General features: G+C 58.3%; 23 protein-coding genes. 11 read left to right on the top strand and 12 right to left on the bottom strand.

Features of this window, described 5'->3' with window-relative positions; translation table 11 throughout:
- The first annotated feature begins 103 nt into the window (after positions 1 to 103).
- Complete coding sequence (locus AC5FXY_RS00900) at positions 104 to 910, top strand: M57 family metalloprotease (RefSeq protein ID WP_493554744.1); 807 nt, start codon at positions 104 to 106, stop codon at positions 908 to 910.
- A gap of 247 nt (positions 911 to 1,157) precedes the next feature.
- Here the strand turns inward: AC5FXY_RS00900 and AC5FXY_RS00905 are convergent, their stop codons facing one another.
- The 9 genes from AC5FXY_RS00905 to AC5FXY_RS00945 all read right to left on the bottom strand — a co-directional run bounded on the left by AC5FXY_RS00905 (position 1,158) and on the right by AC5FXY_RS00945 (position 10,726).
- Positions 1,158 to 3,818 carry a S8 family serine peptidase gene (locus AC5FXY_RS00905; protein WP_493554745.1) on the bottom strand — a complete coding sequence of 887 codons (2,661 nt, stop codon included), beginning with the start codon at positions 3,816 to 3,818 and terminating at the stop codon, positions 1,158 to 1,160.
- A 299-nt stretch (positions 3,819 to 4,117) separates the two neighbouring features.
- Positions 4,118 to 5,017, bottom strand: coding sequence for an SDR family oxidoreductase (locus tag AC5FXY_RS00910; protein ID WP_493554746.1), 900 nt, complete (start codon positions 5,015 to 5,017; stop codon positions 4,118 to 4,120).
- A gap of 69 nt (positions 5,018 to 5,086) precedes the next feature.
- The gene (locus tag AC5FXY_RS00915) at positions 5,087 to 5,767 is read right to left on the bottom strand and encodes a peptidylprolyl isomerase (RefSeq protein WP_493554747.1); all 681 of its coding nucleotides are present in this window, start codon (positions 5,765 to 5,767) and stop codon (positions 5,087 to 5,089) included.
- Between the two features lie 35 nt (positions 5,768 to 5,802).
- The gene (locus AC5FXY_RS00920; RefSeq protein WP_493554748.1) at positions 5,803 to 6,420 is read right to left on the bottom strand and encodes a GNAT family N-acetyltransferase; all 618 of its coding nucleotides are present in this window, start codon (positions 6,418 to 6,420) and stop codon (positions 5,803 to 5,805) included.
- Positions 6,421 to 6,562: 142 nt separating this feature from the next.
- The gene (hemC, locus tag AC5FXY_RS00925; protein ID WP_493554749.1) at positions 6,563 to 7,519 is read right to left on the bottom strand and encodes a hydroxymethylbilane synthase; all 957 of its coding nucleotides are present in this window, start codon (positions 7,517 to 7,519) and stop codon (positions 6,563 to 6,565) included.
- 85 nt (positions 7,520 to 7,604) lie between these two features.
- Positions 7,605 to 8,747, bottom strand: a complete 1,143-nt coding sequence (locus AC5FXY_RS00930) for a DNA polymerase III subunit (protein WP_493554750.1) — start codon at positions 8,745 to 8,747, stop codon at positions 7,605 to 7,607.
- 35 nt (positions 8,748 to 8,782) lie between these two features.
- Entirely contained in the window at positions 8,783 to 9,055 is a 273-nt protein-coding gene (locus AC5FXY_RS00935; protein ID WP_493554751.1) for a hypothetical protein, read from the bottom strand.
- A gap of 5 nt (positions 9,056 to 9,060) precedes the next feature.
- A complete protein-coding gene (locus AC5FXY_RS00940; RefSeq protein ID WP_493554752.1) occupies positions 9,061 to 10,305 on the bottom strand; it encodes a GlmU family protein in 1,245 nt (414 codons plus the stop codon).
- 175 nt (positions 10,306 to 10,480) lie between these two features.
- Entirely contained in the window at positions 10,481 to 10,726 is a 246-nt protein-coding gene (locus tag AC5FXY_RS00945; RefSeq protein ID WP_493554753.1) for a type B 50S ribosomal protein L31, read from the bottom strand.
- A 202-nt stretch (positions 10,727 to 10,928) separates the two neighbouring features.
- Between AC5FXY_RS00945 and AC5FXY_RS00950 the strand changes: the two genes are divergently transcribed.
- The 3 genes from AC5FXY_RS00950 to AC5FXY_RS00960 all read left to right on the top strand — a co-directional run bounded on the left by AC5FXY_RS00950 (position 10,929) and on the right by AC5FXY_RS00960 (position 12,835).
- Complete coding sequence (locus AC5FXY_RS00950) at positions 10,929 to 11,345, top strand: hypothetical protein (protein WP_493554754.1); 417 nt, start codon at positions 10,929 to 10,931, stop codon at positions 11,343 to 11,345.
- Between the two features lie 157 nt (positions 11,346 to 11,502).
- The gene (gene rdgB, locus AC5FXY_RS00955) at positions 11,503 to 12,087 is read left to right on the top strand and encodes an RdgB/HAM1 family non-canonical purine NTP pyrophosphatase (RefSeq protein WP_493554755.1); all 585 of its coding nucleotides are present in this window, start codon (positions 11,503 to 11,505) and stop codon (positions 12,085 to 12,087) included.
- A gap of 115 nt (positions 12,088 to 12,202) precedes the next feature.
- Positions 12,203 to 12,835, top strand: coding sequence for a uridine kinase family protein (locus tag AC5FXY_RS00960; RefSeq protein WP_493554756.1), 633 nt, complete (start codon positions 12,203 to 12,205; stop codon positions 12,833 to 12,835).
- Between the two features lie 83 nt (positions 12,836 to 12,918).
- On the opposite strand, the gene AC5FXY_RS00965 is transcribed toward AC5FXY_RS00960, so the two are convergent.
- Entirely contained in the window at positions 12,919 to 14,568 is a 1,650-nt protein-coding gene (locus AC5FXY_RS00965) for a BatD family protein (protein WP_493554757.1), read from the bottom strand.
- A 232-nt stretch (positions 14,569 to 14,800) separates the two neighbouring features.
- Between AC5FXY_RS00965 and AC5FXY_RS00970 the strand changes: the two genes are divergently transcribed.
- From AC5FXY_RS00970 to AC5FXY_RS01000, 7 genes are all read left to right on the top strand, one after another.
- Positions 14,801 to 15,538: a ferritin-like domain-containing protein gene (locus AC5FXY_RS00970; protein WP_493554758.1), complete on the top strand. Its 738-nt coding sequence runs from the start codon at positions 14,801 to 14,803 to the stop codon at positions 15,536 to 15,538.
- Positions 15,539 to 15,565: 27 nt separating this feature from the next.
- Positions 15,566 to 16,489, top strand: coding sequence for a ferritin-like domain-containing protein (locus tag AC5FXY_RS00975; RefSeq protein WP_493554759.1), 924 nt, complete (start codon positions 15,566 to 15,568; stop codon positions 16,487 to 16,489).
- 428 nt (positions 16,490 to 16,917) lie between these two features.
- Complete coding sequence (locus tag AC5FXY_RS00980; protein ID WP_493554760.1) at positions 16,918 to 17,688, top strand: ferritin-like domain-containing protein; 771 nt, start codon at positions 16,918 to 16,920, stop codon at positions 17,686 to 17,688.
- 45 nt (positions 17,689 to 17,733) lie between these two features.
- Positions 17,734 to 18,747, top strand: coding sequence for a ferritin-like domain-containing protein (locus tag AC5FXY_RS00985; RefSeq protein ID WP_493554761.1), 1,014 nt, complete (start codon positions 17,734 to 17,736; stop codon positions 18,745 to 18,747).
- 197 nt (positions 18,748 to 18,944) lie between these two features.
- On the top strand, positions 18,945 to 19,676 hold the full coding sequence (locus tag AC5FXY_RS00990) for a ferritin-like domain-containing protein (RefSeq protein ID WP_493554762.1): 732 nt from the start codon (positions 18,945 to 18,947) through the stop codon (positions 19,674 to 19,676).
- Between the two features lie 16 nt (positions 19,677 to 19,692).
- Positions 19,693 to 20,574 (top strand): ferritin-like domain-containing protein, encoded by an 882-nt coding sequence (locus tag AC5FXY_RS00995; protein WP_493554763.1) that lies wholly within the window; start codon positions 19,693 to 19,695, stop codon positions 20,572 to 20,574.
- A gap of 235 nt (positions 20,575 to 20,809) precedes the next feature.
- The gene (locus AC5FXY_RS01000; RefSeq protein WP_493554764.1) at positions 20,810 to 21,004 is read left to right on the top strand and encodes a hypothetical protein; all 195 of its coding nucleotides are present in this window, start codon (positions 20,810 to 20,812) and stop codon (positions 21,002 to 21,004) included.
- On the opposite strand, the gene queG is transcribed toward AC5FXY_RS01000, so the two are convergent.
- Both queG and AC5FXY_RS01010 read right to left on the bottom strand, forming a co-directional pair.
- Positions 20,996 to 21,979: a tRNA epoxyqueuosine(34) reductase QueG gene (gene queG / locus AC5FXY_RS01005; RefSeq protein ID WP_493554765.1), complete on the bottom strand. Its 984-nt coding sequence runs from the start codon at positions 21,977 to 21,979 to the stop codon at positions 20,996 to 20,998. The two genes, AC5FXY_RS01000 and queG, sit on opposite strands and share 9 nt — an antisense overlap.
- Positions 21,980 to 22,097: 118 nt before the next feature.
- Positions 22,098 to 22,298, bottom strand: a complete 201-nt coding sequence (locus tag AC5FXY_RS01010; RefSeq protein WP_493554766.1) for a helix-turn-helix domain-containing protein — start codon at positions 22,296 to 22,298, stop codon at positions 22,098 to 22,100.
- Position 22,299: the final 1 nt, after the last annotated feature.

The following is a 22,299-nucleotide window of genomic DNA, read 5'->3' on the forward strand; positions in this document are numbered from 1 at the left end:
ACCGCTGCGACTTGTATGAAGTTTTGGTTATTTTTTTTTGATTATTTCAAAATATAACCTGACCTTTTGCACATCGTTCAACCCAACCACAACCAAACCATTTATGAAGTTCAACAAAGTACTGTCGACTGCTGCTGTATGCGCCTTCGCTTCCCTGGCAATGTCCAGCTGCTCCAAAAAGGATAATGTTCAAATTAAAGATCAGGTTTCGGACGAGGTAGTCACCAAACTCCACGACTTGGGTTTTAACACGGACAACGTACAGAAAGTCGATGACGGCTATCTGGTGGAAGGCGACATTTTCATGTCGGAAGCTTCCTTGTCAGATGCTGCCGTAGCCAATCGCCTCCGTGTAGGTGCTGAAGAGCAGTACCGCACTACCAACCTCGTGAGCGTGGGCTCAGGCCGCACTATCAACGTAGCTGTTTCCAGCACGCTGCCTTCAGCTTACATCACGGCTACCGATGAAGCCATCCGCCGCTTTAATGCGGAGAACCTGCTGATCCGCTTCCGTCGCGTGTCTTCGGGCTATAACATTCTGCTTTCTAAAGCGCCCAGCGGCTCTACGTACCTTGCCTCTGCTGGCTTCCCCTCGGGCGGCAACCCCTACAACAGCGTTCGGGTGAACTCCGATGCTATGGGAACGGCTAATGCCAGCACCTACATCGCTACGGTACTGGCCCACGAAATCGGTCACTGCATCGGTTTCCGCCACACCGACTACATGAACCGCGCTTATAGCTGCGGCGGTGCTTACACCAACGAAGGCGCCAGCACGGTTGGAGCTATCCACATCCCCGGCACGCCTACTTCGGCTGATCCCAACTCGTGGATGCTCGCTTGCATTGGTTCGGGTGGCAACCGTCCGTTCAACACGAACGACCGCACGGCTCTGAACTACCTGTACTAAGCTTTACCTGGCTTAGCCACCGTTCATCAAGCCCGGTTCCGCAAGGAGCCGGGCTTTTGGTTTTGTAGTTGGCAGTTAAACACCCGGCCAGAAGTAGGTATATGGAAATGAAGTTCCCACTGGACTCAATTGAACTGTGAGAAGGTTACGATAGAAGCTTCCCTACGGTAGCCTTCTATTATAGGGAAACGCTAGAGCGGTTTGGCAGCGCCCAACATCACTCTTCCTGGCTTGGCATCCACAAGCCTTAGAGCACCATCAGGCGCCGCGTTACTACTGAATCATTAGCCAGCCGGATGCGCAATACATACGCGCCGGCACGCAGGCCGCTGGTGCTCAATTCGGGCAGCACGGCATTATTGGTAATGGACTGACGCAGCAGGCGGCCAGCAGAGTCGTAGAGTTGCCAGTGCAACGACTGATCAGCGCTGCTTACCAACTTTACCGCTTCGCCACTGGTCACGTAGTTGGGTAACACCAATACCTCTCCCGGGCGTACGAAGTAAGCCGTTTCTACTTGGCTGTAATAGCTACGCCCAGTAGTCGTTTCGAGCCGCGCACGGTAACGATAGAAGCCGGATTCGGTCGGTTCGTCGGTGAATACATATTGCAGTTGCGTTGCTGCAGCCGTCTGCGACTGAACCAATTCGAAACCGTTGGCCGATTCGCGCTCCAAATGCACTGCGCGCAAGCGATACGTACTGCCTACTTCCAGATCAAAGGTCACCTGCTCATCGACCAGCTGCCTAGGTAGGAAAGTGCGCACATAACAACCGGTGCTGAAGCGCGAGTAATCTATAGTGCGGCTGCGTACTGCCAGATTGCCGCCGGGCAGTAACGGCGTTACGGCATAGTGTTTTATGGGCAATTGGGTGGCGCTGAGCTCCAAGGTAGTGCCGCCCGTGGTGGCTAAGGGTAACAGCTGCGTGGCCCCTAGTTGAAACACCTGATACCCCGAGGCCCCTGCTACTGGCGACCAAGTCAGCAAGGCTTCCTCATCGCAGGCGAAGCCGACGTTCATGAACGTCGGCTTGCTCTGTACAAAGCTGCCGGAGGGGTAAGTGGCCGCAGTCGTCACCAAACGCACTTCGGCTACGGCCGTAGTATCGGGCAGCCTCCAGGCGTAAATGCCGCTGGCTAAGTCTACGCTTGGCGCAATGGGCAGCCAACTGCCGCCCGCCAAGCGGTACTCGAGGCGCCCTACGCCGGCCGCCCCTTGCCACTGCCAGCGCAACCGCTGGAGCTGATCGACGCGCAGCGCAGCGCCGGGAACCGGGCTACTCCAACTCAGGCCCTCGGTGCCAAACTCGTAAGCCACGGCAAAGCTCTGGCTGGCTCCAATGGCTAGCTGGTGGCCACGCACCTGCACTTGGTAAATGCCAGCTGCCGGCGCAGCCAACGTGATTTGCTCCACGTTGTTGAGCCGATCTACCCCGCGCCGCGCGGGTAAGCCCAGTGAATCGAGGTGCGGATGGACGCTGAGTACCCAGGGCCGCCAGCGTTGCCCGCCCGGCCCCACCAGTTCCACGTCCAGGTCATTTACGAGAGCCTGCGCTGCGTTGGCAGCGGCCTCCGGGTCGGCCCAGGCCAGGGTAATTTTCAGTTGCCGCACCCCGGCAGATACCGTCAGGGGAAAGATACGCGTAGCGCCAGCGCCCACGGCATCGAGTCGGTAATGGTTGTTCAACACCGTTTGTACCGCGCCCAATGCATCGGTCTGCCCAAAACCAGATTCGAAATCCGGGCCAGGCCGGCCTACTTCGTCGGCGCTGTTTAGAAGCACGGCTTTTACCAATGCAGCAGGCGGCAAGCTCCCACCCTGCTGGTCGCGGTAGGCTTGCTGCACTAGCAAGCTCACGCCCGATACCACGGCGGCGGCATCGGAAGTACCGGTTTCGCCCAAGGCTACTAGCTCGGGCTTGATGCGGCCATCGTGCGCGGGGCCGCGGGAGCTTATTGCAGCCACGCGCCCCAGGGCATCGGTAGCGCCTACACTGAGCGTATTTTTGGAAGTCTTGAACTGCCCGGTAAGGTTGGCCGCATTGGTCAGGCCCGCATAGGTGCCCAACCCACCGGGACGGTGCCCCTGATTGCCGGCCGAAAACACATGCAGCAGCGTGGGGTATTGCCGGGCCTGCTGGTCATAGGCCCGCGCTTCCAGGCCATAGTAGTTTTCGACCGTTGCCACGCCGTATGAGTGGTTCTGAACGGAGACATTGGCCGCAGCCAACTGTTGGCCATCGTCGGGGAGCAATTGGGCGTAGCTAGCCGTGGCCAACCGTACCTGCCAGGCCACCCCCTTGCCCACAGGCGAAGAGTTGCCGCCGCCACCAATTAGCGTAGCCATGGTGCTAGCGTGGTCGGAAGCGGAGCTGCCAAACAAAGAACTACTCACCACGCGGCCCTGAAAATCGATGTCGTTGCGGTCGAAGGCTTCCTCCTTGAGCGACACGGTGAGGCCTTGACCAGTCAGATTGGGGTAAAGATGATGCACGGGCCAAACGCGGTTGGCGCCCAGATCAAGACCATCAAGTTCCTTTTCGGGCTGAGCGCGGCGGTCGGCCACGTCTACAAAGGTTACCAAAGGGCACTCGGCCAGCTTAGCCAGCTGCCGACGGCCCCGTACGGTAAAAAGGTGGGCATCGGAAGCAGAGGACTGAAGCTGCGCACCGGGCAAGTGTTGCTGCGCCCAGCGGCGAAAAGCAGCGGCATCTTGTACCTGCACCCGATAAGCACGTGCATTATTGCCTTCCTGAACTGCCTGTAAGGGAGGCGCCAGCTTGGTCGATGGAAGCGCTTTGCCCTGCTGAGCGTACGCTCCGGCGGCCAGCCCCAGGCTAAGCAGACAGGCGGTTGCCCCGTGCGTCAATAACTTTTTCAGACCCGGCAGTTCGTAGTAATTCGTCATTCCGACCAGCTAATAACAACGTACCAAGCCGGGGAGTAACAGGCGCAGCTTGGTTCAGCAGTAAGTTAAAAATTCTGCCCGAGCTGTTGGGCTTCTCAGTCTTGTGCAGGCCTCTTTAAATACAAAAAGAACCTGCCGCGGCAGGTTCTTTTTGTGGGTACGAGCAATGCCGGCACTTATGGCCCATACCACTTGGGCACAGGTTATCTGTCCTATTGTGGAAGATGTCGTAGCCATGCAAAGCTTCAGCTAAGAAAATCAGTCAGCTTTCGAGCACGAATCTTATAGCGCGCGTTGCTTTACGCCTGCGCAGCCACGATTTCAATGCCCTCTTCGAAGGTACAGGGCCGATAGCCTAGCTCTTGCTCGGCTTTATCGATGATAAACCCGGTGCGTGGAGGGCGTTTGGCGGGCTGCGTAAATGTACTGGCGTCGACTTTGGTGATGAGCGACTTATCGAGCTCAAAGTAATCGGCTACGCGCAAAGCTATTTCGTAGGGCGTGAGCTGCTCGCGGCCGGAAATGTGGTAGATACCGTGGGCGCTTTGCTTAGCTATCAGCCAGCAGCCCCGGGCCAGATCTTCGGCCAGCGTGGGCGTGCGCCATTGGTCGCTTACCACTTTTATTGGCTTGCCGGCGCGCAACGAGTCGCGTACCCACAGCACGATGTTGGTCCGCCCGCCTCCATGCACCACGCCGTACACCAGCACCGTCCGCGCAATGGCCCAGCGCAGCCCTTGTACGGCCTGCACAGCTTGCTCGGCCGCCAGCTTGCTGTGTCCATAGTGGCTGATGGGGTTCGGCGTAGCGTCTTCGGCAAGAGGGCCGTGCGTGCCGTCGAAGATGAAGTCTGTGCTTAGGTGCGTGAGGTGCACATCGTGGGCCGCGCAGGTGCGGGCCAGGTTTTCCACGGCCGACACGTTTTGCGCCCAGCAGGCATCTTGGTTAAGCTCGCACTCGTCCACGTTGGTCATGGCTGCCGTGTGAATGACGTGCGTAGCCTTCCACTTTCCGATTACCTGTTCTACTTGGGCGGCGTCGGTTACGTCCAAGGACGTGAAGGGTACGTCGGGGTAAAGATCGGCCAAGCGGTTGACGCCCCGCGAAGTCGCCATCAGTTCCACACCTGGCTCTTGGTGCAACAATCCAATCAGCTTCTGACCCAACAAACCGTTGGCGCCGGTAATGAGAAGACGCATAGGCAGTAAGGCAGTAAAAAGACTACGTGACGAACTGGCGAGTTTAGTATTCACCACCTCGGCCGTTTGCTACTGATACTGATAGCCGTACAGCTTGGTAATCTTCTTCTTTTTGAGCTTCTCCACCTTCACGGTCATCTTCACATCCTGCTCGGGGCGGTCGTTGTAGTTGCGCTTCACCTGGGCAATTTTATCAACGACGTCCTGCCCCTGAATCACCTGTCCGAACACGGTGTACGAGCCGTCTAGGTGCGGTGTGCCGTTGGGATTGTGCACGATGTAGAACTGCGTGTAGCTACTGGGCGTGCCAGCCGGGCCGCCCTGCCGGGCCGCAGCCACAGCGCCGCGCTTGTGCTTGAGTTCGGGGCGCAGCTCCGCCGGAACGGTGGGATCTTCGGGACGACCCATGCCATCGTTGTTGGGGTTGTCGTCCTTGGTGTTAGGGTCGCCGCCCTGCACCATGAAGTTTGGGATGACGCGGTGGAAGGTGGTGCCGTTGTAGAGGCCACCGGTGGCGTGCTTCAGGAAGTTGGCCTTGTGCAGCGGCGTCTGATCAAACAGCACCAAGCGAATATTGCCCAATGAAGTACCGTTCTGGGTAACCTGCACGGTTACTAGCTGGTCCTTTTTGCTGGGCTTAGCGGTTTTTACTTTCGTTTTGGTTTCGGCCTGTTGGGCGTGCACGACGGGTGCAGTACCGAGCATCAACACGGCTGCGCCGAGCAGGGTCAGACGGGAAACTGGATTCATAGCAAACGGGTCAGACAGGAAATTAGATAGCGAAGCTACGGCGTTTCGGCGGAGCTGTTTAGCCAGTCGGTGCTGAGCAGGTCGTAATACTCCACATCCGCGATGGAGCCATCGTCGCCGCAGCGGAACTCGCGGCGTAGCAGGCCGCTGCGCCGAAAGCCAAGCGCCAGCAACAACTGGGCGCTGCGCTGGTTGTCGGGCAGTACCCGCGCAAATACTTTTTCTAGCCCTACCACTGCAAAAAGTGCTTGCAACACCGCAGGCAAGGCCTCGCGCAGCAAACCTTGGCCTTCGTACGGTGCTGCTATCCAGTAGCCAATTTCGGCCTTGGGCACATCGAGAGGCGTCCAGTGCATATCACGTGCGCTGATGGAGCCGATGCAGCGCTGCCCACGCCCATTAGGCTCCGGAACCCACAGCCCGTACTGGAAGGCTGTGCGCAGGGCCCAGTCGGTTTCGCGTAGCTTGATGAAGGCTTCCGCCGAAATCTCATCCTGAATGGCCCCGAGGGTCCGGGGAAAATCGCGCAGCAGACGCGGCCGCTCCGCTTGCAACAACTCGGTTAGGTGAGTTGCGTCAGCTAGCGTAAACGGGCGCAGGAGCAAGCGGGCTGTGCGCAGCTGCGTGGGCGGATAGGGGCCAGTAGCGGGCATGACGGATAAGAAGAACGACAGGCGCGGATGTAGCGCGGACGTCAGTCCGCGTCCGCAGATAAGAACTTCTCACCGTCGTTCAACGGTTGAAAATAATATCTACCGGACGCCGACTGACCTCCGCGTTGCGTTATGCTTTCCCTTAAAAAGTCGTCGATTCTGAGTCGCGATGCTGGCGGATGTCGGCTAGAATAGCCTTGCCGCCGCGGCCCAGCACTGTTTCGGCCACGGCCACGCCTAAGGCTTCCGCCCCTTCCGGGTCGGTGATGCTTTGCGTTTCTTCCACATACTGCTGCCCATCGAGGCTGATAAGGCCACCGCTGAGTTGCAGGGTGCCCTCGTCGGTGAAAGTGGCCAGCGCAAACGACGGAATGCTGCAGCCGCCTTCCATGGTCCGCAGATAGGCACGCTCCGCCTGTAGGCAAATGTGCGTATCAGCATCGTCGAGCAGGTCGCGCAGCTGCAGCTTGCGGCTCAGCTCTAAGGTTTTGGCGCACTCGATGGCTACCGAGCCTTGGCCGGCGGCGGGGATAAATTGCGTTTCGGGCAGTACCTGCACGATGAGGTTGTCGTACTCCATGCGGTGTACGCCGGCAAAAGCCAGCACCAATGCATCGTACTGGCCTTCTTCCAACTTGCGCAGGCGCGTCTGAAGGTTGCCGCGGGCTTCGGCCGTAATGGCATGCGGGTAGTGGCGCTTCAACAGAGCCCGGCGGCGGGTGCTACTGGTACCCAGCACGATATCGGGCCGGTCGAGCGTGAATGACGGATCAAAGCTGATAATGACATCGTTGACCTTTTCGCGGGTCATAAAGGCCAGCAACTCCAAATCGTCAGGAATCTGGCTTTGCACGTCCTTGGCGCTGTGCACCGCAATGTCAATGTGCCCGGTGCGCAGGCTTTCCTCGAGTTCTTCAGTAAACACACCCTTCGCCCCGATCTTGTCCAGGGAGCGGTCGAGCACCACGTCGCCTTTGGTAGTGATGATGACGATTTCGGTTTCGAGGCCGGCCGCGTTCAGCGTATCGGCTACGTGGTGGGCTTGCCACAGCGCCAGCTTGCTGCCGCGAGTACCGATGCGAATGGGACATTGGGACATATGGTGAGGTGGTGATTGAATGAAGTAGCGCTAGGGTGAAGTAGTAAGCAGCGTTGAACGTCGATTCACCGCTTCACCGTCCGGCTTAATTAACCGCTACGCGCAGCAGATCGGCTACTTGCAGCGACGTATCTACGAACACAATGCGCGGGTGCGCGTTCCGTTCGATGTGAAAATGCGCCGCGTTCAGCACCTGTGCTAAGCCCTCTGCATTATGCCGGTGCACAAAGGGGCTGAACTTGCCAATGAACGTTTGCTCGGCGGCGGGCAGGTGGGGCACCAGTTGCGGATCGAGGCCGTATAGCAGCACCTTGCGCACCAAACCCAATGCGTACTGCAAGAATTCCTTTTGGTTCTCGCGGCCCATCTTTTGAAACTTATCGGCCGACTCCACCAGCTTGTCCAGGTTGCGCTCGGCGGCAAAGCAGCTACGCATCCAGCTGGTGAAAAACTCGAAGTAATCGTTGTCGGGGGCGTTCCGGGCAGCTACGGCGGCTGCCAGGCTGCCTTCGCTCACCAGGGCCAGCTGCCGGGCTTTTACTTCCGGCACCTGGTACTGCGCTACCAGATGCTCCGTGATTTCCGGCTCCCGGAACAGGCGCACCGGCACCACTTGCACGCGGCTGATGATGGTGGGCAATAGCTTATCGGGCTGCTGACTTACGAGCAGAAATACTGTGGCGGGCGGCGGCTCTTCCAGTAGCTTGAGCACAGCATTAGCGGCGGCCGGGTGCATGAGCTCGGGCAGCCAGATGACCACCACTTTGAAATGCGCTTCGAAAGCTTTCAGCGACACCAACTTGAGCAGCTGCACGGCCTCATCCTTGCTGATGCTGCCCTGCTTGTTGTCGGCCCCGATGTGCTGCATCCAGTCGTTCAGGCCTTGGTAGGCGCCGCCTTCGGCCAGCACAAACTGCCGCCAATCGGCCGCAAACTTATGGCTGAGCGCATCCTTGCTCACCGCTTTGGTAGTGGTGACGGGCAGAATGAAGTTCAGGTCGGGATGCACCAAGCGGTCCACCTTGCGGCAGTTGGGGCATTCGCCGCAAGAATCCTGCGGCTGGCGGTTTTCGCAGTTCAGAAAAGCTGCGTATGCCAACGCCAGCCCCAACGCCCCGGAGCCTTCTGGCCCTCGAAACAGCTGCGCGTGCGCCACATGCTGCCGCTGCACCGATTGCCGCAGCACCTGCTTTACCTCGTCAAGCCCGGGAATGTCAGCGAAACGCATCCTTAGTTATCCTCTCTATCAATACACAACGTGCGTCAGCCGACGAGCACCTTGCTCAGCACAACCCGTACCATCAGTACACCCATTACCATCAGCCCGGCTCCTACTAGCCGGTGCAGCTTGGGCCGATCGGATTTTAACGTGCGAAACATCAGCCACAAGCCTAGCGCTGTAACCACAATGGAAGCGGCCCCGAGCGTGACCGAACGCATGATATCCAACACGGCACCGGTGGCTAGTAGCATGGTGGAAAACATAGCCACCGCAAACTCGGCGCCTTGCAGGCCCGAAGCTGGTTCGTCGCTCATCGGGCTTACAGTTCAAAAGTGACGTTGTCGGTGGGGCCGGCCAGGGTGCTGGCCCGCTCCCATACGCGGTCCTTGGTGGTCAGCTCAAACACCTTGGTCATGATGCCTTTTTCCACCTCGTTGTAAGGCAGGGCGCGGCGGGCCATGACACGCTCGGCCACTTCCGCCACCTTATTGAGGCGGAACGTTTCGAAGCCCGAGGCGCCGCCCCAGCTAAACGACGGAATAAACTGCCGCGGGAAGCCAGCGCCGAAAATGTTGGCTGCCACACCCACCACCGTGCCGGTGTTGAACATGGTATTGATGCCGCACTTGCTGTGGTCGCCCATCATCAGGCCGCAGAATTGCTGGCCGGTGTTCACAAAACGGTTGGCGGCGTGGCTCCAGATTTTCACGGGAGCGTAATTGTTCTTCAGATTCGAGGTGTTGGTGTCGGCCCCGAGGTTGCACCACTCCCCTATCACGGAGTTGCCCACGTAGCCGTCGTGGCCCTTGTTAGAGAAGCCGAAGAAGATGGAGTTGCCCACCTCACCGCCCACTTTGCAGTGCGGGCCTACGGTGTTGTCGCCGCGCATCTTGGCGCCGGCATTGATGTGCGCGCCTTCGCCCAGCGCCAGCGGGCCTTTGATGATAGCGCCTTCGTGTACCTGAGAATTTTTGCCGAGGTAAATAGGGCCGTCTTCCGCATTCAAGATGGCCGCCCGAATCTTCACGCCTTCCTCAATGAAGATGTTTTCCGGCGCGTACACGATGGTGTGCGCATCATTCACCGGCTGCGACTCGCGGCCTTTGGTAAGCAAAGCGAAGTCGCGACGAATTTCAGCGCCGTTGCGCAAAAACAGGTGCCAAGGATGCTTGATAGCATCGGCCGGCTCGGCTACCTCGTGCGTTTTGCTGAAGCCGTCCTGAATCAGCTCCGCCACTTTTGCTGCGTCGGCTAAGTGAGCCGCTACCAGCATCTCGCCGTCGTACAGCGCCTCGCCAGGCTGCAGGGCCTGCACCTGCTGGGTGAGCAGGTCGTCCGGGCAGATGGCGCCGTTGATAACCAGAGCCGGGCCTTCCGTAGGACCGGCCGGGAATTTGGCTTGCAAGTACGGCTCGGTGAGGTAATGCACCGGCTGGCCCAAGCGGTGCTGCCACTTTTCGGCAAGCGTCAAGATGCCGCAGCGCAGCGCCGCCACCGGGCGCGTAAACGTGAAGGGCAGCAGGTTGGGCCGGATGGCGGGGTCGTCGAAGAGCAGAACGGTCATCGGAGTTGGCAGTTGTCGAGGGCGAGTAGCCAGCGGAAAGCCCGCTGCGCCGGTTACTGGGTGCAAAGGTCGGCTTACTCGTTCAGTTTAAAAACAAAAACTCCCGCTGGCGCGAAGCCGGCGGGAGTTTTCGAATGCTTTATCGGCTGTAGTTGGCAGCCGACAAACATCGTAATTACTTCTTCTGGTAGCGGTTGCGGAATTTTTCCACGCGGCCAGCGGTGTCGATGAACACGTTTTTGCCCGTGTAGAACGGGTGCGACTGGCTGCTAACTTCCACCTTGATGACGGGGTAGGTTTTGCCGTCTTCCATCGTGATGGTCTCGTTCGAAGTCATCGTCGAACGGGTGATGAATTTGAAGTCGCTCGAGGTGTCCTGAAACACGACCTCGCGGTACTCGGGGTGGATGTCCTTTTTCATGGCGCTTGATGCGGTTATTTCCTTGTGGCCCTGCCGATTTTGCGGAAGGGACGGCAAAGATACAACGTTGACAGTGAAAAGAAAAGCGCCGGCTTTTTTACCGACTTAATAGAATCTTTACCTTACAGGATTGACCAAAAGGTTTATTTTTGGAGCCGGTCCGGCCCGCCGCCCCGCCCTTCCCCATTCCCAGTGCCGCCGCATGACCCGCCGTTATCTTTTTCTAGCCCTCTTTGCGTTGTTGGCCGCTGTCACCTCGGCCTGGGCCGTCACGGTCACCTTGTTCCAGGCTAGCCTCGACGGTACCTCGGTGCGGATAGAATGGGAAGTGCTCAGCGAAAGCGGCCTTTCAGGCTTTGACCTGTACCGCAAAGGTGCCACCGATGCTGGTTTTGCCCGTATCCACAACGTGGTGCCCACCGGTCAGCGGCGCTATCAGCACCTCGACGCCAACTTATACCGCGGCACCAGTGGCACCGTCGGCCCAGAAGGCGGCCCTTATACCTACCGCCTCGTGGTACGCACCAATTCTGGCGAGCAGGTATACATGACGGTGCTTAGCCAAACGCCAAATACCGTGCAACGCTCCTGGGGTAGCATCAAGTCGATGTTCCGGTGATAGGTAATAGGAAGGACCTTTTGACTAAACGAAGTAACCGGCGCGGCCGGTTTTTTTGTGCTTGGCTGGGAGCGGTACTTTTGCCCCAACAGCACCGGCTTTTTCAGTGCGCACGACTTGCCACGTGTCGCCTCTCACCTCATCATTCCCTAAACCCATGCGCCTCTGCTTCGCTTCGAACAATGCCCATAAGCTCGACGAGATTCGCCCGCTGCTGCCGGCTCACATGGAACTGCTCAGCCTGGCCGATATCGGCTGCGAAGAAGAACTGCCCGAAACCCAGGAGACGCTAGAGGGCAATGCGCTGCAGAAAGCGCGCTATGTATGGGAGCATTACGGAGTGCCCTGCTTCGCCGATGATACGGGGCTGGAAGTGACGGCACTCAACGGTGCCCCCGGCGTGTACTCGGCCCGTTACGCCGGCCCACTGCGCCTCGCCGCCGACAACGTGCGCAAGGTGCTGGATGAACTGCAAACCCAGTCTGACCGCTCGGCCCGCTTCCGCACCGTGGTGGCGCTGGTGCTGTCCGATGATGAGCAGCACACCTTCGAAGGCCACGTCGACGGCCAGATTGCGCCGGAACCTCGGGGGGCTGGAGGCTTCGGCTACGACCCTGTTTTTGAGCCTGAGGGCTTGCCTCACACCTTCGCTGAAATGTCGCTGAGCGAGAAAAACAAGTTGAGTCACCGGGCTCGTGCAGTGACCCGGTTCGTGGCCTTTTTGCAGCAGCTGGACAGCTAAAACGACCGTTTGCACGCCGTATTTGTCTTCCCGTGGCTGATTTTGGCGGTGGCTAAGCGGTTAAGCCTTATTTTTGCAGGGTTGGCCCTGCTGGTCGGGCCGCAGTCAGCACCCCATGCAACAACCTTTTATCGTAGGTATCACCGGCGGCAGCGCCTCTGGCAAGACTACCTTTTTGCGCCGCCTGCTCGCCGCCTTTCCGGAAGAGGAAATCTGCCTGATTTCGCAAGACAATTACTACCACCCCCGTGACGTCCAGCAAGTGGATTCGCAGGGCGTCACGAATTTCGACCTGCCTTCGTCCATCGATTCGGCAGCTTACGCGGCCGATGTATTGCGCATCAGCCAAGGCCTGGAAGTACGGCGGCAAGAATACACTTTCAACAACCCCAATGCCCCGGTTACGGAACTCGTGTTCAAGCCGGCGCCTATTGTGGTGGTGGAGGGCATCTTCGTGTTTTACTTCGAGGAGGTGGCCAAGCTGCTGGATTTGAAGGTGTACATCGATGCCCGGGAGCACGTAAAAGTGCTGCGCCGCATCGTGCGCGACCGTGACGAACGCGGCTACGACTTGGAGGATGTGCTGTACCGCTACACGCACCACGTAGCGCCCACGTACGAGAAGTACATCAAGCCGTTCAAGCAAGACGCGGACATTATCATTCCGAATAACCGCCAGTTCGACCGCGGTCTGGACGTGCTGGTAGCCTTCTTGAAAAGCAAAGTGCAAGCCGGGCGCCTATCGTAAGCCCTGCTCTACGTAAAGTCAGAACAAGCGTCTCCTGAACCTCAGGGGGCGCTTGTTGCTTTTGGATGCGGCCTGCTCAGCTCCTACGGCCGCCGCGCCGTCCACCAGCCGATGAGGGCCACGCCCAGCAGCACGGCCAGCACGATGTTGGCGTAGCGCTTGATCTGCCGGTCCGAATCCAAGTCGCGGAGGGTGTTGCTGGCGCTAGCCAGTTGCTGCTGGTAAAACGGATCGGTGCGCACAAAAGCGGTGACTTCCTGCGGCGGCGCCACGGGCGGACCGATTACGTTGAATTCCAATTCCGGCCGCAGGGTGATGTAACGCCCGGCTGCGAAATCAAATACCGGCACCGCAAATATGTCGCGCAACGCTAAGAGGCCCGGCTGCCGCGGTACCAGCCGGTACTGCAGCACTTTGCGCCCGGTCACACGGCCGTTTTCGCGGGTGGTTTCCTGGCGGACATCGGGTCCGTACACCTCCAGCCCGGCCGGAACTTGCGGCACTGGCGGCATCAGAGCGGTGAGGTTGCCTTCACCCTCAATGGTGAGCGTGTAGCGGATGGCTTCGCCGGTAGGAAACTTGGTTTGCACCACTCCTTCGCGCAGCCGGTACCGCCCTACAGCGGCCACGTCCTTTTCCGGACCGGCCGGCAGCGCCCGCACAGCTACTGTGCGGGGCCGGGTGAAATACGTTTTGAAGCCCTCCATGCGGTTGTCGGCGCCGGGAATGGGGTTCTTGGCTATGCGGTATTTCTTCATCTGCAGCGCCAGCGCCGGAAAGTCGAGAGGCTTGGTGCTGAGTGGATAATATACGGCTTCATAGAGCCGGTAACGCAGGAAAGGCTTGCCCCCAACGCGAACCGAATCGGGCAGGATATCAGTTTCGTCGAAGGTTTCTTCCCAGGCCGAGGGCTGCCGCAGTTGCCGCAGCAAGGCGGGCAGTTGCTCTCCGAAGCGGTAAAAATCAAGCAGGCCCTGATCAGTGGGCGCAAGGTAGAAGTACAACCCCACGCGCAAGGGCTCCCCTACCCAGACGGCGGCTTTGTCGGGCTCTACAGATAGAAATGCATAATCGGCCGGCTCGGTGTATTCGTTCGGCTTAGGCTTGCCCAGCAACTGATCGAGCAGCCCGATGCCTTGCAGCGGCTGCTTGGCGGCGGGAGGAGAGCCGGCAGTTGGCGCAGTGCCCGCGGGCGGCGTGGGCTGCGTCGTGACGTGCAGCGTAGCGCCGGCTGAGCGCAGCACCTGCCCGTTGACGCTCATGGTAAAAGGCTTCAGGACAAAGTCACCTTCGGCATAGGCGGCGTAGCGCTGCGTCAGAACGAGTTCCACGCTGCTTTTACCGCCGACAGTGCGCGTGGTGGTGGTAGAGGACTTACCACTTTTTTTGAACCCCTCAATGTCTGGGAAAGCCGAGTACCGCTCCAAAGGTGCCCCGCTTAGGCGAATGGCAATGGTGAAGTATTCATTGACCGGGAACGACGTGCGCCCCAATTCCAGCTCAGCCTGCTGCCCGGCCGGGGGAGGCGTAACTGGTGGCTGAGTTGCCGCTGGCGGCGTGCTCGGCGCGGGGGTAGCCGCCGGGGCAGGCGTGGTAGCGGTAGCGGGCTTCGTGGCCGATGGATTTTGCGCACTGGTTACTGGCATAAGCCACCACAGCGACACCAGCACGGTCCACAAAAAGAAAATCTGACGCCACGGCATATTATCAAAGCTACGCAAAAACGTCACCATACCCTCCGCAAGGGCTTTTAAGGGGCCAAAGACATACCTCACTTAACCAAAGTCAACCCGGTAGAAAATAAATTTTTTCTACCGGTAAATCCAGCTCGGGCAGTGAAGTCGTAGGTGCTGAAAATCCATTCCCGGTAAGGTGCATTTCCTTCTTCCCCAGAGCCAAAAAAGCCTTGGGCAAGTCCGCCTTTTGCCTCTGGGATTCTGTTCAACCAAAATCCATTTACTCGACATGGCTACCCAACCCCACAATCCCGCACCGGAAGAGGCGGGCATCGGCCGCCACTTGGCGCAGCCGGTTGACCGCCGCCTGTTTATGCGCTATGCCGGTCTGACAGCCTGTGCCACCGGCTTGATTCTAGCCGGCTGCGACAGCGACGATGACGAAGGCGGCAACATGACGGCCGAAGTGCAGCTAGGCACCGGCAACGTAGGTGTGCTAAACTATGCGTATGCATTGGAGCAGCTGGAAGCAGCGTTTTATGCACAAGTGGTAGCCACGCCTTACACTGGTATCACGGCCGATGAAACAGCGGCCTTACGCGCCATTGCCCGCCACGAAGCCATCCACCGCGACTTCTTCAAAGCGGCCATCACGGCAGCGGCCCCTACACAAATCATCGGCAACCTCACGCCGAACTTTTCCGCGGTGAATTTCACCAACCGTCAATCGGTGCTGGAAACGGCCCGTACGTTTGAGGACCTCGGCGTAGCGGCTTATAACGGTGCAGGCCGCTTGATCAACACTTCTGACGCCGCTGGCATGACTTACCTGTTGCTAGCTGGCAAAATCGTATCGGTGGAAGCCCGCCACGCGGCCCAGATCCGGGATATCATCCAATTGGGCTCGTTTGCCAACGACGTGGTCAACGCCGTCGGCCTCGATCAGGCGCTGACGCCAACAGAGGTCCTCAATGCCGCTCAGCCTTTTATTCAGGAGCGCATCAACGGTAGCCAGATCGGCAGCTAATCCACCCCACCCTTTTCCGGAACAATTATGAACCTGTTCAAAATCCTCGCCGAACTCGAGAAGGTGGATCCTGAAGTAATGGACCGCCTGAATCACCGCCGCAGCGCCTTAGCTGCTATCGGCAATATCACCAAGAAAATCACGCTGGCCTCGGCTCCCATAGCTTTAGGTGCTGCCTTCAACAAAACCCTGGCGCAGGGAGCCGGCAGCCCACTTGCCGACGTGCTGAACTACGCCCTGCTGCTAGAGCGCCTCGAAGCCGCCTTCTACACCCAGGCGCTGCAAGCTCCAACACTCACGGCTGCCTTCACCAGCAACGCCAGTATTCGTACCGGCATTCAGAAGATTCGTGACAATGAAGAAGCGCACGTACGCCTACTGGAAGCGGCGCTGGGCTCCGGTGCTAATGCTGCGCCGCGGGGCTTCAACTTCACTGCCGCTTATGCCAACTTGCCTACGTTCCTGACATTTGCGCAGGCATTTGAAGACCTTGGGGTACGCGCTTACAAAGGCCAGGCCGGCAATATTCCGCGTACGGCTATGGCTACCATCCCGTCGGTTACGGTTGTCAACAACGGGCAGTCGAGCACTGTGCCCATTGGTACTTTCAACGTGCTGCAGGTAGCTCTTCAGATTCACTCTACTGAGGCGCGGCACGCCGCTTACGTACGCTTTCTGCGTCGGCAGGCTGCCTTGGGCTCAAACGGCAGCGCGGGTAACCAGTTTGGCTGGATTACGCTTGACCAGAGCAACGGTGCGCCAGCCGCTGTGTACGGCGCCGGCAATGCAGCTGCTTTCCCATCGGAAGCCAATACCACGCAGGCCGGTACCAACCTCACGGCGCTGATGGCTACGCCCGCTTACACAGCAGCTGAAATCAGCGAAGCCTTCGACGAAGCACTGGACAGCACCACGGTGCGCAACATCGCCTCGTCCTTCATTATTCCGTAGCGCCTGCCCTCACTAGGTTCTACAAGGCCAGCTCTTCATCAGAGCTGGCCTTTTTTTGTGTCTCGTTGGCTTCTGACTGGATGAGGTTGGGCTTGCTTGCGCTAAATATGATACATTAACTACGGATTTATCCTCAAAAATTTCAATACCAATATTGAATTATTTCAAGTATTCGCATTCTACATTATTAGGTTCTACAATGCAGATTATCAACTTGCAACATGCTTATAAGTAGTTGAGCTTCAAATATTAATACTCAACAATAAGCCAAAAAAATAACGTAAAACCTAGCATCTGAGACCTGCAAATCAGCGTAGTGCACTCTAATTCCTTCCCTCGCATCCTATTTAATAATTCTAGTGCTTCCCCGGCACTGGCTGATTGCTCATTGCCTTTGAAAACTACCAACCAAAACTCTTAAATCCTTTATGACCACACCCAAACACTCCCCCGACCGGGACGAGGCCGTCATCAGCAATCCGCTGCTGCAGCCCATTGAACGCCGCTCCTTTCTGCGCTATGCTGGCGTGACTGCCGCCGCTACCGGGTTACTGCTGGCGGGCTGTAACAACGATGACGACGACGTGCAGAACACGGTGAACGTGGGCACGGGGGATGTCGGCATCCTGAATTATGCCTTTGCCTTGGAGCAGCTGGAAGCCGCTTTCTACGCAGCCGTTAGAACAGGTACCTACTACACCGGGCTAGCCGCCAACAGCGCGGAAAAGCAGATTATCGATGACTTGGCACTACACGAAAAGATCCACGCCGATTTCTTCCGCGTGGCCATTCCCGCTAACGGTGGCACGCTGATCCGTGACTTGGAGCCCGACTTCTCTTCTATCAATATGAACGACCGCAACAGCGTACTGACGGCGGCGCAGGCGTTCGAAGACTTGGGAGTAGCTGCTTACAACGGTGCTGGCCGTTACCTCAACAACCCGGTATTTTTGGCCATTGCGGGCAAAATCGTGTCGGTGGAAGCCCGGCACGCGGGACTGATTCGAGACCTGCGTCAGTACAACACCTTCGTGGCCAACGATGTGGTGGATGTGTTTACGCCTACTTCGGCGACTTCAGCGCCGGGGGAAGGCAGCGGAACCGGCATGGAACGTTCGAAAACGCCCAGCGAAGTGGTGGCCGTAGCCAACACCTTCCTGCGGGAAGGCTCACGGCTCAACGTTTCCGGAATCGGCTAGTCCCGCCCGTAGTATATCCGTCCTAACCCCATCAGCCTTAGCATCATGGATCTGTTTCAAATTATTACCGACATCGAAAAGGTAGACCCCGAAGTGTACAACCGCTTCGATACCCGCCGTCGGGCTTTTAAATACCTCAGCGGCATGGGCCGAAAGCTTACTGCCGCCGCCTTGCCGGGCTTTGTAGCTACCATGTTCAACAAAGCCTATGGCCAGGGTACCGGTACTACGCTGCCGCCCGAAGTAGCGGCCGTGCTGAACCTAGCTCTGCAGCTCGAGTACCTGGAATTCTATTTCTACGACACCGGCCTGCGCACTCCCGGTCTGATTCCGGCTACCGAAACAGCGGCCATCACCGCCATTCGCAACGACGAGTCGGGTCACATTAAGGTACTGCGCGGTGCCCTCGGTACGCAGGCTTTTAGCCAGACGGCTCCGCCCGCTACGGCCTTTGATTACACCGGTCAAGGCAGCTTCCCCGATGTATTCAGCAATACGGCCCGCTACTTCGGTGTAGCACAAGCCTTCGTGGATACGGGTGTACGGGCTTACAAAGGCGGTGCTCCCATCCTGATGTTGGCCACCAACCGCGACATTCTGCAGGCTGGTCTGAACATCCACTCCGTAGAGGCTCGTCACTCATCGCACATCCGCACCGTACGGCGCGGCTTGGCAGCAGGCGCCGTGGGCACTACGGTGCTAGCCGACCCACAGCTGCCGATGAACGCCCGCCCCAAAAGCTGGATTTCGCTGCAGGACAACGGCGGCCCCTCGCCTACCACACCAGTATCGACGCGGCCGGTGTACGGGGCTGGCGCAGCCGTAGCGGTACCGGCCTCCGGTAGCATACCGGCAGCGAGTATTCCTTCACCGGCTGAAGACAACGTCACGCACGCCACCGTAAACGTGCAAACCGGCACGACAGCTCCGGCTGGGCTGACCGTAACGCCTGCTGCGGCTTCCGAGGCCTTCGACGAGCCGCTCGACGCTAACACTGTAAAAGCCATTGCCCGCAACTTCCGGTCCCCGGCTGGGGCCACGCTGGGTCTCTTCAACTAAGCTTATTTCATAAGCAAGCTCTGCACAGGGCCGCTCCGTTGGGGCGGCCCTGTACTGGTTTTGAGCTGGTGCAACCTTGCCCTGCTGGCCGGGCTCTGGTATTTAGGTGCGCCATTGGTCGGTTCAGTCACGGTGGGTTACCTTTGTCAATCCGCCTCGGGCTGTAAGCCAGTGGCTCTTATGTTTTTTTGCTGCGTATGTCCGACGCTTCTTCTTCTTTCCGCCCCCAATCGGAGCGCCCACCCCGCCGCCAGTTTTTGCGCCAAGCCGGCGCGGTGGCAGCGGCATCCTTGGTCATCAGCGCCTGCGGCAACGATGACGACGACCCCGTAGTACCTACCGGGCTGGGGTACGAGCTGGGCACCGGCGATGCGGGCGTAATGTCCTATATCTACCTACTCGAGCGGTTTTCGGCTGACTTTTATACCCAAGTGTTGGCCACGCCTCCTACCGACCTCACGGCCCCGGAATTGGCTGTGCTACGCGACTTAGGCCGCCACGAAATTATCCACCGCGAGCTGTTGCAACTGGTGTTTGCCGATACCGGACTTCTATCCGGTGGGCAGCTGCCGGTACTCCAAAGCATCACCTTCAATTACACTGCCTTGGCAGCCACCACCCGGCAAGGATTGCTCACGGCGGCTCGCATGATCGAAGACATGGGCGTAGCTGCGCTGTGCGGGGCTACCCGGCTGCTTAGCACAGCAGCTCCCATGCGGTTGGTCATGAAAATGACCGCCGTCGAGGCTCGCCATTCCGCTGCCGTCCGCAACCTATTACAGGCTAGCAGCTTTGCCGCCGCTGATGTAGTAGAAGATACTGGCGCCAATGCCGGCCTGAACATGCTGCTGACCCCAGCCCAAGTACTGACCGAAATCAACAAGTACAGTTCCATCACGATTACGGGGACGAGCTTGCCTACCAGCTAAGGAAGCCTATTCACACATGAATCTTTTCTCGCTTCTTCAACACCTGAGCTCGGCCGACGCTTCGGCAGAATCTACGCCCCGCCGCGACGCCCTTTCCAATCTGGCGCGTACCGCGGCTGCGGCTCTGCCAGCAGCCCTGAGCCTTATTACGCAGCCAGCCGAGGCCCAGCGCACCGGCACCCAGTTGGATGGCTTGCTGATTATTCTGCGGATGAGCTGGCTGCAGGACGAGTTTTACAGCCGCGTATTGGGCCTGACGCCTGTCACGCCAACTGTTTCTCCCAGCTTAGTACCCGCTAGCCTGCGAGCCGACTTGACGCTTATGCGTACCCAACAGCGCCAACAGATTGCGCTGATTGAAAGCCTGATTAGCACTTCTGGAGGCACCTTGCCCGCACGCCCCACTTACGACTTTACTGGCAGTGCCAACGGCACACGTACCCCCGTATTGTTCCCCGGCGTATTCAGCAATACCGACGATATGCTAGCCGTAGCGCAAGCCATCGAAGATGCTGCTGTGCGCACTTGCATTGGTCAGATTACGCTACTTAATGCCAGCCGCTCGCTCACCGAACTCTCTACCCGCATCATGGCGGTGGAAGGCCGCCATGCGGCTCACCTGCGCACCGTGCGTCAGCAGCGCGGCGCTACCGTGAAGCCGTGGATCAGCGGCACCGACGGCGGTGGCCCACAAGCCCCAGCTACCGCCCCCTTCTACGCCGGCGAGGACTTGGTGCTACAGCCCACCTCTGCCACGCTGCAAAAGGACACAACGACGCTCTTACCCGCTACTACACCACTCACCGACGCCGAAAAACGGGCGGCTGCCACCGAGGCATTTGACGAGCCCCTGAGCCTCGCGGCTGCTCAGGCGCTCATTGCCCTGTTTACAGCATAACCTCCTGATTTCTAATAGTGTTTTAATCCCGGCTTCGTTTGCACGAAGCCGGGATTTTTTATTCACATAAGTGAACAAAAACCTTGCATTTCCTATTCTATTTATTGTAACTTTCTTCGTAGCCAAAGCACTCGAACAAGGTCGTACGACTTTTTTCGTTTCCTACCGTATAGGTAGCCGCCAACCCACATTACTAGCCATTTCCCCACAATCCCACCCAAACACCCTTACGACAATGCTGGAATATGTGAAAACCATTCTCTCTAAAGTTAGCTTCGACCGCATGCTGTTCGAGAAAGAACTCCGCAAAGCCCTGCGTATGCTGGTGCCGGAAGAAGTCACTGAGTTGAAAGCGTGGTGCTACCAGCAGTTCTCCAAACTTTACCGCCGCATCCTGAACCGGGTATTCCGGCAGGTGCGCTTAGCTTAGCCCGGTTTCCGTCGCCGGCGGTACCGCTGCCGGCTCCCCGGCGACAAACCGAATATTGCGCGTCAGGCCTTGATAGCCGGTACGCTTAACGGCTGAGTGCCGGAACAAAGTCTGAAACACTTCCTGCGTGATATCCAGCCAGTCGCTCTCACGCATCTCTTTAAGTTGCGGATGCGGCCGGAACTGCTCTTCCTCCGAAGCCCGCGCAAAGCGGTTCCAGGGGCACACATCCTGGCAGATATCACACCCAAATATCCAATTGCCCAGCTGACCCTGTACGTCGGCGGGCAATTGTTCTTTTAGCTCGATAGTAAAGTAGCTGATGCACTTGCTCCCATCCACTACATAAGGCTCTACTATAGCCTGAGTGGGGCAGGCATCGAGGCAGCGCGTACAGGAGCCGCAGTAGTCCCGGATAGGGCCGTCGTAGCTGAGTTCCACATCCACGATCAGCTCGGCAATGAAGTAGAACGAGCCGGCACCGGGCGTAATCAGGTTGGAGTTCTTGCCTACCCACCCCAGCCCGCTTTTCTTAGCCCAAGCCTTATCCAGCACCGGCGCCGAATCCACAAAGGCCCGGCCGCCCACCTCGCCAATGTGCGCCTGCATATCCTGCAGCAGGGTCTTGAGCTTGTCTTTGATGACGTGGTGGTAGTCGCGGCCGTAGGCGTACTTGCTTACTTTGAGCGTATCGTCGGGCTGCTGGTCTTCCGCGGCTGGGTAATAGTTCAGCAACAGCGAAATCACCGACCTAGCACCGTCCACGAGCAGGCGCGGGTCGAGGCGCTTGTCGAAGTGGTTTTCCATCCAGCGCATTTGGCCCTGCATGCCTTTCGCTAGCCACTGCTCCAGCCGCGGGGCTTCTTCCTCCAGAAAATCAGCCTTGGAAATGCCACAAGCCATAAAGCCCAGCTCCGCCGCCCGCCGTTTAATGAAGGCAGTCCACTCAGCACGGGTCAGGTCGGAGGCAAGCATAAGAAGCTCTGGTGAGCGGCAGAATACCGCCGGTAGGGAAAAATTTGCAGCAGGCCGCAGCCTACGTGCTCAGGCAGCACAACAACTCGGCGGGCATTGGTAGTTTCAGCGCGGCGGATCAGCGGCATTCTAGTATGTCGCCGGGCTGACAATCCAAGGCTTTGCAAAGTGCCTCAAGCGTGCTGAAGCGTACGGCTTTGGCTTTGCCGGTCTTCAAGATGGAAAGATTAGCCAAGGTCAGGTCGACCTTTTCAGAAAGCTCGCTCAGGGACATCTTTCGTTTAGCCATGATAACATCCAGGTTCACGATGATGGGCATG

The sequence above is a fragment of the Hymenobacter sp. FMD4 genome, from assembly GCF_058932745.1.

Excerpts from the sequence above, each read along its gene's own strand:
- AC5FXY_RS00900 (WP_493554744.1), top strand. The coding sequence starts at position 104 with ATGAAGTTCAACAAAGTACTGTCGACTGCTGCTGTATGCGCCTTCGCT.
- AC5FXY_RS00905 (WP_493554745.1), bottom strand. The coding sequence starts at position 3,818 with ATGACGAATTACTACGAACTGCCGGGTCTGAAAAAGTTATTGACGCAC.
- AC5FXY_RS00910 (WP_493554746.1), bottom strand. The coding sequence starts at position 5,017 with ATGCGTCTTCTCATTACCGGCGCCAACGGTTTGTTGGGTCAGAAGCTG.
- AC5FXY_RS00915 (WP_493554747.1), bottom strand. The coding sequence starts at position 5,767 with ATGAATCCAGTTTCCCGTCTGACCCTGCTCGGCGCAGCCGTGTTGATG.
- AC5FXY_RS00920 (WP_493554748.1), bottom strand. The coding sequence starts at position 6,420 with ATGCCCGCTACTGGCCCCTATCCGCCCACGCAGCTGCGCACAGCCCGC.
- hemC (WP_493554749.1), bottom strand. The coding sequence starts at position 7,519 with ATGTCCCAATGTCCCATTCGCATCGGTACTCGCGGCAGCAAGCTGGCG.
- AC5FXY_RS00930 (WP_493554750.1), bottom strand. The coding sequence starts at position 8,747 with ATGCGTTTCGCTGACATTCCCGGGCTTGACGAGGTAAAGCAGGTGCTG.
- AC5FXY_RS00935 (WP_493554751.1), bottom strand. The coding sequence starts at position 9,055 with ATGAGCGACGAACCAGCTTCGGGCCTGCAAGGCGCCGAGTTTGCGGTG.
- AC5FXY_RS00940 (WP_493554752.1), bottom strand. The coding sequence starts at position 10,305 with ATGACCGTTCTGCTCTTCGACGACCCCGCCATCCGGCCCAACCTGCTG.
- AC5FXY_RS00945 (WP_493554753.1), bottom strand. The coding sequence starts at position 10,726 with ATGAAAAAGGACATCCACCCCGAGTACCGCGAGGTCGTGTTTCAGGAC.
- AC5FXY_RS00950 (WP_493554754.1), top strand. The coding sequence starts at position 10,929 with ATGACCCGCCGTTATCTTTTTCTAGCCCTCTTTGCGTTGTTGGCCGCT.
- rdgB (WP_493554755.1), top strand. The coding sequence starts at position 11,503 with ATGCGCCTCTGCTTCGCTTCGAACAATGCCCATAAGCTCGACGAGATT.
- AC5FXY_RS00960 (WP_493554756.1), top strand. The coding sequence starts at position 12,203 with ATGCAACAACCTTTTATCGTAGGTATCACCGGCGGCAGCGCCTCTGGC.
- AC5FXY_RS00965 (WP_493554757.1), bottom strand. The coding sequence starts at position 14,568 with ATGGTGACGTTTTTGCGTAGCTTTGATAATATGCCGTGGCGTCAGATT.
- AC5FXY_RS00970 (WP_493554758.1), top strand. The coding sequence starts at position 14,801 with ATGGCTACCCAACCCCACAATCCCGCACCGGAAGAGGCGGGCATCGGC.
- AC5FXY_RS00975 (WP_493554759.1), top strand. The coding sequence starts at position 15,566 with ATGAACCTGTTCAAAATCCTCGCCGAACTCGAGAAGGTGGATCCTGAA.
- AC5FXY_RS00980 (WP_493554760.1), top strand. The coding sequence starts at position 16,918 with ATGACCACACCCAAACACTCCCCCGACCGGGACGAGGCCGTCATCAGC.
- AC5FXY_RS00985 (WP_493554761.1), top strand. The coding sequence starts at position 17,734 with ATGGATCTGTTTCAAATTATTACCGACATCGAAAAGGTAGACCCCGAA.
- AC5FXY_RS00990 (WP_493554762.1), top strand. The coding sequence starts at position 18,945 with ATGTCCGACGCTTCTTCTTCTTTCCGCCCCCAATCGGAGCGCCCACCC.
- AC5FXY_RS00995 (WP_493554763.1), top strand. The coding sequence starts at position 19,693 with ATGAATCTTTTCTCGCTTCTTCAACACCTGAGCTCGGCCGACGCTTCG.
- AC5FXY_RS01000 (WP_493554764.1), top strand. The coding sequence starts at position 20,810 with ATGCTGGAATATGTGAAAACCATTCTCTCTAAAGTTAGCTTCGACCGC.
- queG (WP_493554765.1), bottom strand. The coding sequence starts at position 21,979 with ATGCTTGCCTCCGACCTGACCCGTGCTGAGTGGACTGCCTTCATTAAA.
- AC5FXY_RS01010 (WP_493554766.1), bottom strand. The coding sequence starts at position 22,298 with ATGCCCATCATCGTGAACCTGGATGTTATCATGGCTAAACGAAAGATG.